Origin of the sequence: Neisseria sp. RH3002v2f (assembly GCF_014596375.1) — a bacterium.
Classification (GTDB): Bacteria; Pseudomonadota; Gammaproteobacteria; order Burkholderiales; family Neisseriaceae; genus Neisseria; species Neisseria cinerea.
Genome location: NZ_MAYZ01000023.1, coordinates 125,860 through 141,111 on the forward strand (window position 1 = coordinate 125,860; position 15,252 = coordinate 141,111).

Here is a 15,252-nt window from a genome sequence, read left to right on the forward strand (position 1 = left end):
CTCTATCCCGGGTTGTTTTCAGAACAAGACAAAGCCGTACAGGATTGAAAGAAACCCGTACCGTCCGCCATCGGGCAGACGCGGTGTACGGGCTTTAGGGTGTTACATCAAATGAATGCCGCTTATCGGATTGGCAACATTTTCATATACGGTAATCTGCGTGATTTTCCCGTTTTCGTCAAACGTCATTTCCAGATAAGGCTTATCAGGGTCACGGTCGCGGTTGAACAGGCGGAATATCCGTTGATCCTCCAAAATTTTCCCGCGAATCCTCAAGTATCCGGGCAGTTGGCTGATGTTTTGGAAATTGCCGCCAAAACCGCCGCCGTGTTTCTCAAGATATGCCGGCGTTGCTTCTATGCCGAAATGGCGCGTTGTCCTGGGCGGCTGGTCCGTGCCTTGGATTGTTCCCTTACCTGTTGATAAAACCAGTGTATCCCGCTGCCTGAGTGCTTCCATTTTTTGTATCGCCGATACTACCGCCTGCTGATTATAGCCCTGTCCTCCTTTTGCCATCTGATCGATTACCTCCATTAATTTATCGGCGTTTTGAGGATCGTCCGTATCCATATCGGGGAAAATTGCCTGCTTCAGGGGATCATCTCCGCCGGGGATGCCCCAAATCGCCGCCAGTTCTTTAGGGCTGCGTTCAAACAAACAACTGGAATCGATATTCTCGGCAACCTGGCTGACAAAATCATCAATGCCGCTAATCTGATGCAGGCCGGTGCAATTTGAAGGAGGCGTGCTTTCTGCCTGCTTGACGTTATCAGGGTCGGATGCGGTCGGTTGCAAATCGGTTTGGGAAGGAGCTGATGACGCGGAGGACGAAGCAGCGTATACGCCGACTTCTTTGGTTTTATCTTCTTTGCTCGGAGAACATGCGGTCAGCATGATTGCCGCAACCAATAAGAAAAGTGATGGAGTTTTGTTTTTCATTCTATTGTTTCCAACATTAAAGAGGCCGTCTGAAAATCTGATATTTCATTTTTCAGACGGCCTCTTGTTAGTACAACGGAAGAACCTCGTTATTATAGTGGATTAAATTTAAATCAGGACAAGGCGACGAAGCCGCAGACAGTACAAATAGTACGGCAAGGCGAGGCAACACCGTACTGGTTTAAATTTAATCCACTATACCAACAAGGTTCTCAGCCTATCTTACCCAACGCGGTAAAACGCCAAGCTGCCCAAAAGGTTGGGGAAATGTTTGACCTGTTTGTTGCCCGCCATGACGGCGCGTTCGAGGACGCGGATTTTGTTTTTGGCGCACAATAAATCAAAGTCTTTGAGCGTACACCAATGGATATTCGGCGTGTCGTACCAATGGTAGGGCATGCGTTCGGAGACGGGCATATGGCCGCCGATGGCGATTTGGAAACGGTTGCGCCAGTAGCCGAAATTCGGGAAGCTGACAATCGCCTGTTTTGCCACGCGCATGAGGCAGCGCAGGATTTTCTCGGTATTCTGCATGGCTTGGATGGTTTGGCTCAAAACGATAACGTCAAAGGTCTGGTCGCCAAATTCCGCCAAACCCTGCTCCAAATCGGCTTGAATGACGTTCACGCCGCGCGACATGGCGGCGATGACGCTGTCGGTATCGATTTCGATGCCGTAGCCGCTGCATTTTTTGTGTTCCACCAAAGCCGCCAGCAATTCGCCGTCGCCGCAGCCTAAGTCCAAGACGCGGCTGCCTTCGGGAATCCAGTCGTAAATCAACTGTAAATCGTCGCGCAAGTTCATGATCGGCAATCCTTGTCCACATTGTTCATATAAGCCGCTACGGCGCGCATATAGGCTTCGTCTTCCATCAAAAAGGCGTCATGGCCGTGGTTGGATTTTACTTCGATATACTGCACCGGCTTGTGCGCGGCAATCAGCGCTTTCACCAGCTCTTTGGAACGCGCGGGCGAAAAACGCCAGTCGGTACTGAAGCTGGCGACAAAAAATTTCGCTTTCACATTTTGCAGGGCGCGGGTCAGGCTGTCGCCGAAATCCGCCGCCGGATCGAAATAGTCCAAAGCCTTGGTCATAAGCAGGTAAGTGTTGGCGTCGAACCGTCCGACGAATTTGTCGCCCTGATAGCGCAGATAGGATTCCACTTCAAATTCAACGCCAAAGCCGTATTGATAACCGTTGGAACGCAAGTCGCGTCCGAATTTTTTGCCCAAGCCGTCTTCGGCAAGATACGTAATGTGTCCCATCATGCGAGCAATCCGCAAGCCCCGTGCGGGAACGGTATTGTAGCTGCGGTAATGTCCTTCGTTAAAATCGGGGTCAGTCAAAATCGCCTGACGCGCCACATCGTTAAACGCGATATTTTGCGTGGACAGCTTCGGCGCAGACGCAATCACTAAAGCATGGCGCACGCGCTCGGGATAGGAAATCGTCCACTGCAAAGCCTGCATACCGCCCAAGCTGCCGCCGACAATCGCTGCCCATTGTTCGATGCCGAGATAATCGGCAAGCGCGGCTTGGGATTTTACCCAGTCCTTCACCGTAACCACAGGAAAATCCGCGCCGTATTCCCTACCCGTTTCAGGATTGATCGACAAAGGTCCGCTGCTGCCGTCGCAGCCGCCCAGATTGTTCAAACCGACCACGAAAAAACGTTCTGTATCAATCGGTTTGCCGGGTCCGACCATATTGTCCCACCAGCCCGTATATTTATCCTCCGCCGAATGCCTGCCCGCAACATGATGGTTGCCCGACAGCGCATGGCAGATTAAAACCGCGTTGTTTTTTTCGGCATTCAGCTCGCCGTAGGTTTCAATCATCAGATCGAAACGCGGCAAAGTTTTACCGTTTTCCAAAACCAGCGGCATCTCAAACGGAATTTTTTGGGGCGTTACAATGCCCACCGAGGCATTTTGACTCATATCCTGTTCCAACAAATGCGGCGAAAAGCGTTATTATATAGCAAACGGCATGACTTTTTGACACGGTCGGACAAGCAGCCTGACGCGCTCAAACATCCGTCCCCATGCCGCCGTGCCCGAACCATACTTTTTCAGACGACCTCCCCCGCTTCCCGATATGATAGGCAGACTTTTCCGTATTTTTTTCTTTTTCGCACTTGCCGCGCTGATTATCAACCGCCTCTTCAGCCGCAAGCAAAAACGCGCCCTGCGCGATGTCGCCAAAATCAGCGCATGGGTACTGCTTGGCGCAGCCGCCGCGACGCTGTTTTGGTATTTGGTCATGCTGTATTTCAAACACATTCCGGATTCGTATTGACGGAAAATATGCCGTCTGAAACGCTATTTTCATGTTTCAGACGGCATATTTGAAAAGGGCTTGCGGTAGGAGGGGCTTTACAACCGAAGCAGGAAGGGTAGGGGGTCAGCGTTGGCGTGCTTTAAAACGCGGATTACTTTTGCAGATAACGTAAACTTTGCCTTTACGTCTGACAATCTGACAGTCGCGGTGGCGTTGTTTGGCGGTTTTGAGTGAAGACAGAACCTGCATTATTTGTCCTTTCTAAACGATGACATTACGGATTGGAAACGTTGGTTGAATTTGCTGGCACGGCCTTCAGTATTGACGTTACGCTGTTTGCCGGTATAGACGGGATGTGAGGAAGAGGAAGTATCTAAGGAAAAGAGCGGATATTCTTTGCCGTCTGTCCAAACCATCGTTTTTCCGTGTGTTTCGGCGCAAGAACGAATCAGCCAGCCTTCATTGGCGCTGCTGTCGAAAAAAAGAACGGTTCGATAATTGTCAGGATGAATATTCGGTTTCATATATTGCCTTGCTTGGAGTGTTATAACATAACAAACTCTAGCATAGTTTAGAAGGTCTGTACAAGGAAATTTAACTATTTTTGTAATATATTAGAAATTTTCATGATAAGTCTGAAAATTTTGAAATTGACTCATGTTTGGAGCAACTTTATTATGTTGGCTGAAATATCATATAAAAGATAATAAAAGGTACGCGGCCATGAATTACGCAAAAGAAATCAATGCGTTAAATAACAGCCTTTCCGATTTGAAAGGCGACATCAACGTTTCGTTTGAATTTTTTCCGCCGAAAAACGAGCAAATGGAAACCATGCTGTGGGACTCCATCCACCGTCTGCAAACCCTGCATCCCAAGTTCGTATCCGTAACCTACGGCGCCAACTCCGGCGAACGCGACCGCACACACGGCATCGTCAAACGCATTAAGCAAGAAACCGGCTTGGAAGCAGCCCCGCACCTGACCGGTATCGACGCTTCTCCCGACGAATTGCGCCAAATTGCCAAAGATTATTGGGACAGCGGCATCCGCCGGGTTGTCGCCCTGCGCGGAGACGAGCCGGCCGGTTATGAGAAAAAACCGTTTTACGCCGAAGACTTGGTTAAGCTATTACGCTCCGTCGCCGACTTCGACATTTCCGTAGCAGCATACCCCGAAGTACATCCCGAAGCGAAATCCGCACAAGCCGACCTGATTAATCTGAAACGCAAAATCGATGCGGGCGCAAACCACGTCATCACCCAATTCTTCTTCGATGTAGAGCGCTACCTGCGCTTCCGCGACCGCTGCGTGATGTTGGGTATCGATGTGGAAATCGTCCCCGGCATCCTGCCTGTTACCAACTTCAAGCAGCTCGGCAAAATGGCGCAGGTAACCAATGTCAAAATCCCGAAATGGCTGTCGCAAATGTATGAAGGTTTGGACGATGACCAAGGTACGCGCAATCTGGTGGCGGCAAGTATCGCCATTGATATGGTCAAAGTCCTGTCCCGCGAAGGCGTGAAAGATTTCCACTTCTATACGCTTAACCGCAGCGAGCTGACTTACGCCATCTGCCATATTTTAGGCGTGCGCCCTTAAAGCCGTATCAAACAGTTTCAGACGGCATCTAAGGTATCTAAAAAAGCAAAACACCGCCCCATCCAAGCCATTCTGATTTACAATACCGGCCGATTCGGATTGAACCGGTCCTTACAAAATCCAACTGGAGAGTTCAACATGACAACATTACATTTCTCAGGCTTCCCGCGTGTCGGCGCCTTCCGCGAATTGAAATTCGCCCAAGAAAAATACTGGCGCAAAGAAATCAGCGAGCAAGAATTGCTGGCTGTTGCTAAAGACTTGCGCGAGAAAAACTGGAAACACCAAGCTGCTGCCAACGCTGATTACGTTGCCGCAGGCGATTTCACTTTCTACGACCACATCCTCGACCTGCAAGTTGCTACCGGTGCCATCCCTGCCCGCTTCGGCTTCGACAGCCAAAACCTGTCTTTGGAACAATTCTTCCAACTGGCCCGTGGTAACAAAGATCAATTCGCTATCGAAATGACCAAATGGTTCGACACCAACTACCACTACTTGGTGCCTGAATTCCACGCCGATACCGAATTCAAAGCCAACGCCAAACACTACGTTCAACAACTGCAAGAAGCCCAAGCTTTGGGCCTGAAAGCCAAACCGACCGTTGTTGGTCCTCTGACTTTCCTGTGGGTGGGTAAAGAAAAAGGCGCTGTTGAATTCGACCGTCTGAGCCTGTTGCCTAAACTGTTACCTGTTTACGTTGAAATCCTGACTGCTTTGGTTGAAGCCGGTGCAGAGTGGATTCAAATCGACGAGCCTGCTTTGACTGTTGACCTGCCTAAAGAATGGGTAGAAGCATACAAAGACGTTTATGCCACTTTGAGCAAAGTAAGCGCCAAAATCCTGCTGAGCACTTACTTCGGTTCTGTTGCCGAACACGCCGCATTGTTGAAATCCCTGCCTGTTGACGGCCTGCATATCGACTTGGTACGCGCTCCTGAGCAACTGGACGCATTTGCCGACTACGACAAAGTTCTGTCTGCCGGTGTTATCGACGGCCGCAACATTTGGCGCGCCAACCTGAACAAAGTTTTGGAAACTGTCGAGCCTCTGCAAGCCAAACTGGGCGACCGTTTGTGGATTTCCAGTTCTTGCTCTCTGCTGCACACTCCATTTGACTTGTCAGTTGAAGAAAAACTGAAAGCCAACAAACCTGATCTGTACTCTTGGTTGGCATTCACCCTGCAAAAAACCCAAGAATTGCGCGTTCTGAAAGCCGCATTGAACGAAGGCCGTGATTCTGTTGCCGAAGAACTGGCCGCCAGCCAAGCTGCTGCCGACTCCCGTGCCAACAGCAGCGAAATCCACCGTGCAGACGTTGCCAAACGCTTGGCCGATTTGCCTGCCAACGCAGACCAACGCAAATCTCCATTTGCCGACCGTATCAAAGCGCAACAAGCATGGTTGAACCTGCCTCTGCTGCCGACTACCAACATCGGTTCTTTCCCGCAAACTACCGAAATCCGCCAAGCACGTGCAGCCTTCAAAAAAGGCGAACTGTCTGCCGCCGATTACGAAGCTGCGATGAAAAAAGAAATCGCCTTGGTGGTTGAAGAGCAAGAAAAACTGGACTTGGACGTACTGGTACACGGCGAAGCCGAGCGTAACGACATGGTTGAATACTTCGGCGAATTGTTGAGCGGTTTTGCATTCACCCAATACGGCTGGGTACAAAGCTACGGCTCACGCTGCGTTAAACCACCTATCATCTTCGGTGACGTAAGCCGTCCTGAAGCCATGACCGTGGCTTGGTCTACTTACGCACAAAGCCTGACCAAACGCCCGATGAAAGGTATGTTGACCGGCCCTGTAACCATTCTGCAATGGTCTTTCGTTCGCAACGATATTCCTCGCTCTACCGTGTGCAAACAAATCGCACTGGCCCTGAACGATGAAGTATTGGATCTGGAAAAAGCAGGCATCAAAGTCATCCAAATCGACGAACCTGCCATCCGTGAAGGTCTGCCTTTGAAACGCGCCGATTGGGATGCCTACCTGAACTGGGCCGGCGAATCCTTCCGCCTGTCCTCTACCGGTTGCGAAGACAGCACACAAATCCACACCCATATGTGCTACTCCGAGTTCAACGACATCCTGCCTGCCATCGCCGCTATGGACGCCGATGTCATCACCATCGAAACTTCACGTTCCGACATGGAGCTCTTGACCGCGTTCGGCGAATTCAAATACCCGAACGACATTGGCCCGGGTGTTTACGACATCCACAGCCCACGCGTACCGACTGAAGCTGAAGTTGAGCACCTGTTGCGCAAAGCCATCGAGGTTGTGCCAGTTGAACGCCTGTGGGTGAACCCAGACTGCGGTCTGAAAACACGCGGTTGGAAAGAAACTCTGGAACAACTCCAAGTGATGATGAACGTAACCCACAAACTGCGTGCCGAACTAGCTAAATAAGCAGGAATAACGTAATCGGATGCCGTCTGAATACTTTTCAGACGGCATTTCTGTTTTCAAATGAGCGTAGGGGAGTTTTTAAGAATTTTTCTCAAATAAGACTTGTTTTTTTTAGGCATGGCTTTATATACTGTAAGAAGTTGGTCGAGGTCGGTAATTAATAGTTTTGAATAATTAATATTATTTGAACTATAAATTATACAAATCAACTTATTCGGGGTAGAATGCCCAAATCAATTCACAATCATTTCTTAAACCTATCTATTAAGGAGCTCAAAATGGCTTTGCAAGATCGTACCGGTCAAAAAGTACCTTCCGTAGTATTCCGCACCCGCGTCGGTGACACTTGGAAAGATGTGTCTACTGACGATTTGTTCAAAGGCAAAAAAGTAGTCGTATTCTCTCTGCCCGGCGCATTTACTCCGACTTGCTCTTCTTCCCATTTGCCGCGTTACAATGAATTGTTCGGCGCGTTCAAAGAAAACGGCGTTGATGCAATCTACTGCGTATCTGTAAACGATACTTTCGTGATGAACGCTTGGGCTGCCGAAGAAGAATCTGACAACATCTACATGATTCCTGATGGCAACGGCGAATTCACCGAAGGCATGGGCATGCTGGTCGGCAAAGAAGACTTGGGCTTCGGTAAACGTTCTTGGCGTTACTCCATGCTGGTTAACGACGGCGTGGTTGAAAAAATGTTTATCGAACCTGAAGAACCAGGCGATCCTTTCAAAGTGTCTGACGCTGACACTATGTTGAAATACATTGCTCCTGACTGGAAAGCTCAAGAGTCTGTGGCAATTTTCACCAAACCAGGTTGCCAATTCTGTGCTAAAGCCAAACAAGCTTTACAAGACAAAGGTTTGTCATACGAAGAAATCGTATTGGGCAAAGATGCAACCGTTACTTCCGTACGCGCCATTACCGGCAAGATGACTGCTCCTCAAGTCTTCATTGGCGGTAAATACATCGGCGGCAGCGAAGATTTGGAAGCTTACTTGGCTAAAAACTAATAGCTGTTTTACGCTAAGGCAGTTCGATTAAAACTGTCTGATATGCTGAATAGAGTTATTCGGGCGGTCCTACACTACTGTTCCGGATAACTCTATATTTACAGGTGGATTTGAATATTATTGTATTTAAAAGGAATTATCCTTTGTTTGCCTGGTTTACGCTATTAATTTAGAAAATTTAAACGTATTTGAAGCTGATATGCCTTGTGCCATTGGCGTTTCAGGCAAAATTGGAAGGACAGGATATGAAAAAAATTCAAGCAGATGTAGTCGTGATCGGCGGCGGTACTGCCGGCATGGGTGCGTTTCGCAATGCCCGTTTACATTCGGATAATGTTTACCTGATTGAAAACAATGTGTTCGGCACAACCTGCGCGCGCGTGGGCTGTATGCCTTCCAAACTCTTGATTGCCGCCGCAGAGGCGCGTCATCACGCATTGCATACCGACCCGTTCGGCGTGCATTTGGACAAAGACAGTATCATCGTCAATGGCGAAGAAGTGATGCAGCGCGTTAAATCCGAGCGCGACCGTTTTGTCGGCTTTGTCGTTGCCGATGTGGAAGAATGGCCTGCCGACAAACGCATTATGGGTTCGGCTAAATTTATCGACGAGCATACCGTCCAAATCGACGACCATACCCAAATCACGGCAAAAAGTTTCGTGATTGCTACCGGCTCGCGTCCCGTTATCCTGCCGCAGTGGCAGTCTTTGGGTGACCGTTTGATTATCAACGACGACGTTTTCTCATGGGATACGCTGCCTAAGAGCGTTGCCGTGTTCGGACCGGGCGTTATCGGTTTGGAACTGGGTCAGGCATTGCACCGTTTGGGCGTGAAAGTCGAGATTTTCGGGTTGGGCGGCATCATCGGCGGTATTTCCGACCCTGTCGTTTCAGACGAGGCGAAAACCGTGTTCGGCGAAGAATTGAAACTGCATTTGGATGCTAAAACCGAGGTCAGGCTCGATGCAGACGGCAATGTAGAAGTACATTGGGAGCAAGACGGCGAAAAAGGCGTATTTGTTGCCGAATATATGCTGGCAGCCGTAGGCCGCCGTCCGAACGTTGACAATATCGGTTTGGAAAACATCAATATCGATAAAGACGCGCGCGGCGTACCTGTTGCCGATCGGTTGACCATGCAAACCAGTATTCCGCATATTTTCATCGCGGGCGATGCGTCCAATCAATTGCCTTTGCTGCACGAAGCTGCCGACCAAGGCAAGATTGCCGGCGACAACGCGGGCCGCTATCCGAATATCGGCGGCGGTTTGCGCCGCAGCACCATCGGCGTGGTGTTCACCAGTCCGCAAATCGGCTTTGTCGGTTTGAAATACGCGCAGGTTGCCGCGCAATACCAGCCAGACGAATTTGTCATCGGCGAAGTATCGTTTAAAAACCAAGGTCGCAGCCGCGTGATGCTGGTAAACAAGGGCCATATGCGCCTGTATGCCGAAAAAGCAACCGGCCGCTTCATCGGTGCGGAAATCGTAGGCCCTGCCGCTGAACATTTGGCGCACCTGTTGGCATGGGCGCATCAAATGAAGATGACCGTTCCACAAATGCTGGATATGCCGTTCTACCATCCTGTTATCGAGGAAGGTTTGCGTACTGCATTGCGTGATGCCGACGCTAAATTAAAAATTTGATTGATACATGAAGGATGCCGTCTGAAATTTCTCAGACGGCATTTTATTTCCCAGTAATTGAATTTGATGTTGATGTCCCTGATAAAGCAAATAGTGCAAATTAGAAATTTGTTCTTTAATTTACTGTTTTCATGTGTGTTTGTTAAAATTTATTAGTTTGTTTTTAAAATACGCTGTTCAAAATGAGATAAAACAGGTAAATTAACGTTTATGTAACCCAGTGTAGCACTGGGTTTACGGTTTTTGAGTTGATATCATAACTACAGAGGAATTGACTATGTCTGTCAAATCACGTCCTGTTTATCTGGATTTACCGAAAATCCGTCTGCCGATACCCGGGATAGTTTCCATTCTTCACCGTATCAGTGGTGTCGGGTTGTTTATCATGCTGCCCTTCCTACTTTATTTCCTGTCAGGTACCTTAAGCCAAGAATCCGCATTTGAGACTTACCGTTCCATTATTTCCCATCCCTTGGTCAAATTAATCTTACTCGGCGTGCTGTGGGCGTATTTGCACCATTTCTTTGCCGGTATCCGTTTTCTGTTTTTGGATGCGCATAAAGGCTTGGAGCTGAATACTGCACGTAATACCGCTAAAGCCGTATTTGCTTCTGCATTGGTTTTGACTGTCGTTTTGGGAGCTTTATTATGGTAGAACGTAAATTGACAGGCGCGCATTACGGTTTGCGCGATTGGGCAATGCAGCGTGCAACTGCGGTCATCATGTTGATATACACCGTAGTTCTATTGGTTGTTCTGTTCACGTTGCCTAAAGAATATTCGGCATGGCAGGCGTTTTTCAATCAAACTTGGGTGAAAGTCTTTACCCAAGTGAGCTTTTTGGCCGTATTCCTGCATGCATGGGTAGGTATCCGCGATTTGTGGATGGACTACATTAAGCCTTTCGGCGTGCGTTTGTTTTTACAAGTTGCCACCATCGTTTGGTTGGTCGGCTGCTTGGTATATTCAGTTAAAGTAATCTGGGGGTAAATATGAGTTTTCCTGTTCGCAAGTTTGATGCCGTGATTGTTGGCGGTGGTGGTGCAGGTTTACGCGCAGCCCTCCAATTGTCTAAATCCGGCCTGAATTGTGCTGTTTTGTCTAAAGTATTCCCAACCCGTTCTCATACTGTAGCGGCTCAAGGCGGTATTTCTGCTTCATTGGGTAATGTGCAGGAAGACCGTTGGGATTGGCATATGTACGATACCGTAAAAGGTTCCGACTGGTTGGGTGACCAAGATGCGATTGAGTTTATGTGTCGCGCTGCGCCTGAAGCCGTAATTGAGTTGGAGCACATGGGTATGCCTTTTGACCGTGTGGAAAGCGGTAAAATCTACCAACGTCCTTTCGGCGGTCATACTGCCGAACACGGTAAACGTGCGGTAGAACGTGCATGTGCAGTTGCCGACCGTACCGGCCATGCGATGTTGCATACTTTGTACCAACAAAACGTCCGTGCCAATACACAATTCTTTGTGGAATGGACAGCACAAGATTTGATTCGTGATGAAAACGGCGACGTAGTCGGTGTAACTGCCATGGAAATGGAAACCGGCGAAGTTTATATTTTCCACGCTAAAGCTGTGATGTTTGCTACCGGTGGTGGCGGTCGTATTTATGCTTCTTCTACCAATGCTTATATGAATACCGGTGATGGTTTGGGCATTTGTGCCCGTGCAGGTATTCCGTTGGAAGACATGGAATTCTGGCAATTCCACCCGACCGGTGTAGCCGGTGCCGGTGTATTGATTACCGAGGGTGTGCGCGGTGAGGGTGGTATTTTGTTGAATGCCGATGGCGAACGCTTTATGGAACGTTACGCTCCGACTGTAAAAGACTTGGCTTCCCGTGACGTGGTTTCCCGTGCGATGGCAATGGAAATCTACGAAGGTCGCGGTTGCGGTAAAAATAAAGACCACGTATTGCTGAAAATCGACCATATCGGCGCAGAAAAAATTATGGAAAAACTGCCAGGCATCCGCGAGATTTCCATCCAGTTTGCCGGTATTGACCCGATTAAAGACCCAATTCCTGTTGTGCCGACTACCCACTACATGATGGGCGGTATTCCGACCAACTATCACGGTGAAGTTGTTGTTCCGCAAGGTGAAGATTACGAAGTGCCTGTAAAAGGTCTGTATGCAGCAGGTGAGTGTGCATGTGCTTCCGTACACGGTGCAAACCGCTTGGGTACTAACTCTTTGTTAGACTTGGTGGTATTCGGTAAAGCTGCCGGCGACAGCATGATTAAATTCATCAAAGAGCAAAGCGACTGGAAACCTCTGCCTGCTAATGCCGGTGAGTTGACCCGCCAACGTATCGAGCGTTTGGACAGCCAAACCGATGGTGAAAACGTTGATGCATTGCGTCGTGAGCTGCAACGCTCTGTACAATTGCACGCCGGCGTGTTCCGTACCGATGCGATTTTAGCAGAGGGTGTGAAACAGGTTATGGCGATTGCCGAGCGTGTAAAACGTACTGAAATCAAAGACAAGAGCAAAGTGTGGAATACCGCGCGTATCGAAGCTTTGGAATTGGATAACCTGATTGAAGTGGCGAAGGCGACTTTGGTATCTGCTGAAGCACGTAAAGAATCACGCGGCGCGCACGCTTCGGATGACCATCCTGAGCGCGATGACGAAAACTGGATGAAACATACCCTGTATCATTCGGACACCAATACTTTGTCTTATAAACCGGTACATACCAAGCCTTTGAGCGTGGAATATATCAAACCGGCCAAACGCGTTTATTGATGTGTTTTCAGACGGCCTTTATCTTAGAGGCCGTCTGAAACCTGACGATACCCACATTGAACTGTCTGAATCCATAATACAAAATTATTGGACAGTTTATGAGAAAGGAACACTTCTCATGGAAAAAATGAGTTTTGAAATTTACCGTTACAATCCGGACGTTGATGCTAAACCTTATATGCAACGTTACGAATTGGAATTGGAACCGACCGACGTTAAACTTTTGGATGCTTTGGTGCGCCTGAAAGCGCAAGATGATACATTGTCTTTCCGCCGTTCTTGCCGCGAAGGTATTTGCGGTTCTGACGGTATGAACATCAACGGCAAAAACGGCTTGGCGTGTTTGACCGATCTGCGTGGCTTGAAACAGCCGGTTAAAATCCGTCCTCTGCCAGGTCTGCCTGTTATCCGTGACCTAATTGTGGATATGACCCAATTCTTCAAACAGTATCACTCCATCAAACCTTATGTTGTCAACGATAACCCGATTGATGCTGATAAAGAGCGTCTGCAAACTCAGGAAGAGCGTAAAGAGTTAGACGGTTTGTACGAATGTATTTTGTGCGCCTGCTGTTCGACTGCCTGCCCGTCATTCTGGTGGAATCCTGATAAATTTGTTGGTCCGTCCGGTTTGCTGAATGCTTACCGTTTCATTGCGGATAGCCGTGATACCATCACTAATGAGCGTTTGGATAATCTGAACGACCCATACCGCCTGTTCCGTTGCCATACCATTATGAACTGCGTAGACGTATGTCCTAAACACTTGAATCCGACCCGAGCCATCGGTAAGATTAAAGAGATTATGTTGAAACGAGCCGTTTAAGAAATGATGGTTTTTGACGATATTGCCAAACGGAAAATCCGTTTTCAAACCCGCCGTGGATTGTTGGAATTAGATTTGATTTTCGGCAGGTTTATGGAAAAAGAATTTGAGCACTTGAGTGATCAGGAGTTATCTGAATTTTGCGAAATCCTTGAATTTCAAGATCAAGAATTACTTGCCTTGATTAACGGGCATTCGGCAACGGACAGGAAGCACCTGATTCCTATGCTTGAAAAAATCAGACAGGCATAATGTATTATAGGGCTTGTTTGCGATACCGATCCGAACAAGCCCTTTCCATACGGAGGCCGTCTGAAAAAAGACCGTGTCGCTTATGCGGCAACGAAAGCCCCAACTTACAAAGGAGTTTTAAGAATGTCTAAATCTGTCAAACTTACTACCTCAACTCAAGAGGCTTTGGAGCTGCCGGTATTGGAAGCAAGTATCGGCCATGATGTGGTTGATATCCGTACGTTGACTAAAAATACAGGTCTGTTTTCATTCGACCCCGGGTTCGTGTCAACTGCAAGTTGCGAATCCAAAATCACTTATATTGATGGTGATGAAGGTCTGTTGTATTACCGTGGTTATCCTATCGAGCAGCTGGCCGAAAAATCCGATTATTTGGAAGTTTGCTATCTGTTGATTTACGGCGAACTGCCTACAGCTGAGCAGAAAAAAGAATTTGATACCACTGTCAGCCGCCATACGATGGTACATGAACAGCTGACTTGGTTCTTCCGTGGTTTCCGACGTGACGCGCATCCGATGGCGATGATGGTCGGTGTGGTCGGCGCACTGTCTGCGTTCTATCAAGACAGTCTGGATATTACCAATCCCGAACACCGAAAAATCGCAATTTACCGTTTGATTTCCAAAATTCCGACAATCGCGGCAATGTGTTACCGCTACTCCAACGGTTTGCCGTTCAATTATCCGAAAAACAATCTCTCTTACTCTGAAAACTTCCTTCACATGATGTTTGCTACACCGTGTGAAGATTATAAACCCAACCCAGTTTTGGCGCGCGCGCTCGACCGCATCTTTATCCTCCATGCAGACCATGAGCAAAATGCATCGACTTCCACCGTCCGTCTGGCAGGTTCTTCGGGTGCAAACCCGTTTGCCTGCATTGCTGCCGGTATTGCCTGCCTGTGGGGTGCTTCACATGGAGGTGCAAACGAAGCTGTGTTGAAGATGCTGGACGAAATCGGCGATGTAGCTAATGTTGCCGAATACATGGAAGGTGTGAAACAACGCAAATACCGTTTGATGGGCTTTGGTCACCGCGTGTATCGCAACATGGATCCGCGCGCCAGTATCATGCGTGAAACCTGTTACGAAGTACTGAAAGAATTGGGTTTGGAAGATAGCCCGAAATTCAAGCTGGCAATGGAATTGGAACAAATTGCCCTTAAAGATCCGTTCTTCGTAGAGCGCAAGCTGTATCCAAACGTCGACTTCTATTCCGGCATTGTCCTGTCCGCATTGGGAATCCCGACTGAAATGTTTACCGTTATCTTCGCCCTGTCGCGCAGCGTGGGTTGGATTTCGCATTGGCATGAAATGATTAGCGATCCGGCACTAAAAATCGGTCGTCCGCGTCAGCTTTATACCGGTTCGGCGCGTCGGGATTATGTATCTGTAAATGATAGATAGTTTATATTAATATATTGTTGGATAAGAAATATCGGAAAGTCGGATTGTTTGTCGGGTTAGTGTCGTTGTAGTCGGATGAAACTAATGCAAGCAATCCGGTTTGAAATAGG

General features: G+C 48.3%; 16 protein-coding genes and 1 pseudogene. 12 read left to right on the plus strand and 5 right to left on the minus strand.

Translation table 11 applies throughout. The annotated features are described in order from the left end of the window. Window positions 1–102 precede the first annotated feature (102 nt). Window positions 103–939 (minus strand): NMB0938 family lipoprotein, encoded by an 837-nt coding sequence (locus BBW69_RS07870; protein WP_188210966.1) that lies wholly within the window; start codon window positions 937–939, stop codon window positions 103–105. A gap of 93 nt (window positions 940–1,032) precedes the next feature. Here BBW69_RS07870 and BBW69_RS07875 point away from each other — a divergent pair. Then, window positions 1,033–1,140 (plus strand): annotated as a pseudogene (locus BBW69_RS07875) (IS5/IS1182 family transposase); the annotation flags it as partial. Window positions 1,141–1,161: 21 nt separating this feature from the next. Here the strand turns inward: BBW69_RS07875 and metW are convergent. Together metW and BBW69_RS07885 are read right to left on the minus strand one after the other, a co-directional pair. After that, window positions 1,162–1,743: a methionine biosynthesis protein MetW gene (gene metW, locus BBW69_RS07880; RefSeq protein ID WP_003675051.1), complete on the minus strand. Its 582-nt coding sequence runs from the start codon at window positions 1,741–1,743 to the stop codon at window positions 1,162–1,164. Beyond that, window positions 1,740–2,879 carry a homoserine O-acetyltransferase gene (locus BBW69_RS07885; RefSeq protein WP_188210967.1) on the minus strand — a complete coding sequence of 380 codons (1,140 nt, stop codon included), beginning with the start codon at window positions 2,877–2,879 and terminating at the stop codon, window positions 1,740–1,742. The genes metW and BBW69_RS07885 overlap by 4 nt, the downstream gene beginning before the upstream one ends. 157 nt (window positions 2,880–3,036) lie before the next feature. Between BBW69_RS07885 and BBW69_RS07890 the strand changes: the two genes are divergently transcribed. Further along, entirely contained in the window at window positions 3,037–3,237 is a 201-nt protein-coding gene (locus BBW69_RS07890; protein ID WP_003675061.1) for a hypothetical protein, read from the plus strand. A gap of 105 nt (window positions 3,238–3,342) precedes the next feature. Here the strand turns inward: BBW69_RS07890 and ykgO are convergent, their stop codons facing one another. Both ykgO and BBW69_RS07900 read right to left on the minus strand, forming a co-directional pair. Continuing rightward, window positions 3,343–3,468, minus strand: coding sequence for a type B 50S ribosomal protein L36 (gene ykgO / locus BBW69_RS07895; protein WP_002222621.1), 126 nt, complete (start codon window positions 3,466–3,468; stop codon window positions 3,343–3,345). After that, entirely contained in the window at window positions 3,468–3,743 is a 276-nt protein-coding gene (locus BBW69_RS07900; protein WP_019271952.1) for a type B 50S ribosomal protein L31, read from the minus strand. Before BBW69_RS07900 ends, ykgO begins: the two co-directional genes overlap by 1 nt. 199 nt (window positions 3,744–3,942) lie before the next feature. On the opposite strand from BBW69_RS07900, the gene metF reads away from it, so the two are divergent. The 10 genes from metF to gltA all read left to right on the plus strand — a co-directional run bounded on the left by metF (window position 3,943) and on the right by gltA (window position 15,142). Continuing rightward, entirely contained in the window at window positions 3,943–4,821 is an 879-nt protein-coding gene (gene metF, locus BBW69_RS07905) for a methylenetetrahydrofolate reductase (protein ID WP_039853940.1), read from the plus strand. 138 nt (window positions 4,822–4,959) lie between these two features. Then, complete coding sequence (gene metE, locus BBW69_RS07910; RefSeq protein ID WP_107859908.1) at window positions 4,960–7,236, plus strand: 5-methyltetrahydropteroyltriglutamate--homocysteine S-methyltransferase; 2,277 nt, start codon at window positions 4,960–4,962, stop codon at window positions 7,234–7,236. Between the two features lie 278 nt (window positions 7,237–7,514). Further along, window positions 7,515–8,252, plus strand: a complete 738-nt coding sequence (locus tag BBW69_RS07915) for a redoxin family protein (RefSeq protein ID WP_107859909.1) — start codon at window positions 7,515–7,517, stop codon at window positions 8,250–8,252. A 245-nt stretch (window positions 8,253–8,497) separates the two neighbouring features. Then, the gene (locus tag BBW69_RS07920) at window positions 8,498–9,901 is read left to right on the plus strand and encodes a dihydrolipoyl dehydrogenase (RefSeq protein WP_188210968.1); all 1,404 of its coding nucleotides are present in this window, start codon (window positions 8,498–8,500) and stop codon (window positions 9,899–9,901) included. A gap of 277 nt (window positions 9,902–10,178) precedes the next feature. Then, window positions 10,179–10,556 (plus strand): succinate dehydrogenase, cytochrome b556 subunit, encoded by a 378-nt coding sequence (sdhC, locus tag BBW69_RS07925; RefSeq protein WP_003675077.1) that lies wholly within the window; start codon window positions 10,179–10,181, stop codon window positions 10,554–10,556. After that, window positions 10,550–10,891 carry a succinate dehydrogenase, hydrophobic membrane anchor protein gene (gene sdhD / locus BBW69_RS07930; RefSeq protein ID WP_003675078.1) on the plus strand — a complete coding sequence of 114 codons (342 nt, stop codon included), beginning with the start codon at window positions 10,550–10,552 and terminating at the stop codon, window positions 10,889–10,891. The genes sdhC and sdhD overlap by 7 nt, the downstream gene beginning before the upstream one ends. Before the next feature lie 2 nt (window positions 10,892–10,893). Continuing rightward, entirely contained in the window at window positions 10,894–12,657 is a 1,764-nt protein-coding gene (gene sdhA / locus BBW69_RS07935; RefSeq protein ID WP_188210969.1) for a succinate dehydrogenase flavoprotein subunit, read from the plus strand. 118 nt (window positions 12,658–12,775) lie between these two features. Continuing rightward, window positions 12,776–13,483 carry a succinate dehydrogenase iron-sulfur subunit gene (locus tag BBW69_RS07940; protein WP_002241462.1) on the plus strand — a complete coding sequence of 236 codons (708 nt, stop codon included), beginning with the start codon at window positions 12,776–12,778 and terminating at the stop codon, window positions 13,481–13,483. A gap of 3 nt (window positions 13,484–13,486) precedes the next feature. Then, entirely contained in the window at window positions 13,487–13,735 is a 249-nt protein-coding gene (locus tag BBW69_RS07945; protein WP_107960359.1) for a succinate dehydrogenase assembly factor 2, read from the plus strand. A gap of 123 nt (window positions 13,736–13,858) precedes the next feature. Continuing rightward, window positions 13,859–15,142, plus strand: a complete 1,284-nt coding sequence (gene gltA / locus BBW69_RS07950; protein WP_188210970.1) for a citrate synthase — start codon at window positions 13,859–13,861, stop codon at window positions 15,140–15,142. The last annotated feature ends 110 nt before the right edge of the window (window positions 15,143–15,252 follow it).

Excerpts from the sequence above, each read along its gene's own strand:
- sdhA (WP_188210969.1), top strand. The coding sequence starts at position 10,894 with ATGAGTTTTCCTGTTCGCAAGTTTGATGCCGTGATTGTTGGCGGTGGT.
- gltA (WP_188210970.1), top strand. The coding sequence starts at position 13,859 with ATGTCTAAATCTGTCAAACTTACTACCTCAACTCAAGAGGCTTTGGAG.
- BBW69_RS07920 (WP_188210968.1), top strand. The coding sequence starts at position 8,498 with ATGAAAAAAATTCAAGCAGATGTAGTCGTGATCGGCGGCGGTACTGCC.
- ykgO (WP_002222621.1), bottom strand. The coding sequence starts at position 3,468 with ATGCAGGTTCTGTCTTCACTCAAAACCGCCAAACAACGCCACCGCGAC.
- metF (WP_039853940.1), top strand. The coding sequence starts at position 3,943 with ATGAATTACGCAAAAGAAATCAATGCGTTAAATAACAGCCTTTCCGAT.
- sdhC (WP_003675077.1), top strand. The coding sequence starts at position 10,179 with ATGTCTGTCAAATCACGTCCTGTTTATCTGGATTTACCGAAAATCCGT.
- BBW69_RS07890 (WP_003675061.1), top strand. The coding sequence starts at position 3,037 with ATGATAGGCAGACTTTTCCGTATTTTTTTCTTTTTCGCACTTGCCGCG.
- BBW69_RS07870 (WP_188210966.1), bottom strand. The coding sequence starts at position 939 with ATGAAAAACAAAACTCCATCACTTTTCTTATTGGTTGCGGCAATCATG.
- BBW69_RS07945 (WP_107960359.1), top strand. The coding sequence starts at position 13,487 with ATGATGGTTTTTGACGATATTGCCAAACGGAAAATCCGTTTTCAAACC.
- metW (WP_003675051.1), bottom strand. The coding sequence starts at position 1,743 with ATGAACTTGCGCGACGATTTACAGTTGATTTACGACTGGATTCCCGAA.
- BBW69_RS07940 (WP_002241462.1), top strand. The coding sequence starts at position 12,776 with ATGGAAAAAATGAGTTTTGAAATTTACCGTTACAATCCGGACGTTGAT.
- sdhD (WP_003675078.1), top strand. The coding sequence starts at position 10,550 with ATGGTAGAACGTAAATTGACAGGCGCGCATTACGGTTTGCGCGATTGG.
- BBW69_RS07885 (WP_188210967.1), bottom strand. The coding sequence starts at position 2,879 with ATGAGTCAAAATGCCTCGGTGGGCATTGTAACGCCCCAAAAAATTCCG.
- BBW69_RS07915 (WP_107859909.1), top strand. The coding sequence starts at position 7,515 with ATGGCTTTGCAAGATCGTACCGGTCAAAAAGTACCTTCCGTAGTATTC.
- BBW69_RS07900 (WP_019271952.1), bottom strand. The coding sequence starts at position 3,743 with ATGAAACCGAATATTCATCCTGACAATTATCGAACCGTTCTTTTTTTC.
- metE (WP_107859908.1), top strand. The coding sequence starts at position 4,960 with ATGACAACATTACATTTCTCAGGCTTCCCGCGTGTCGGCGCCTTCCGC.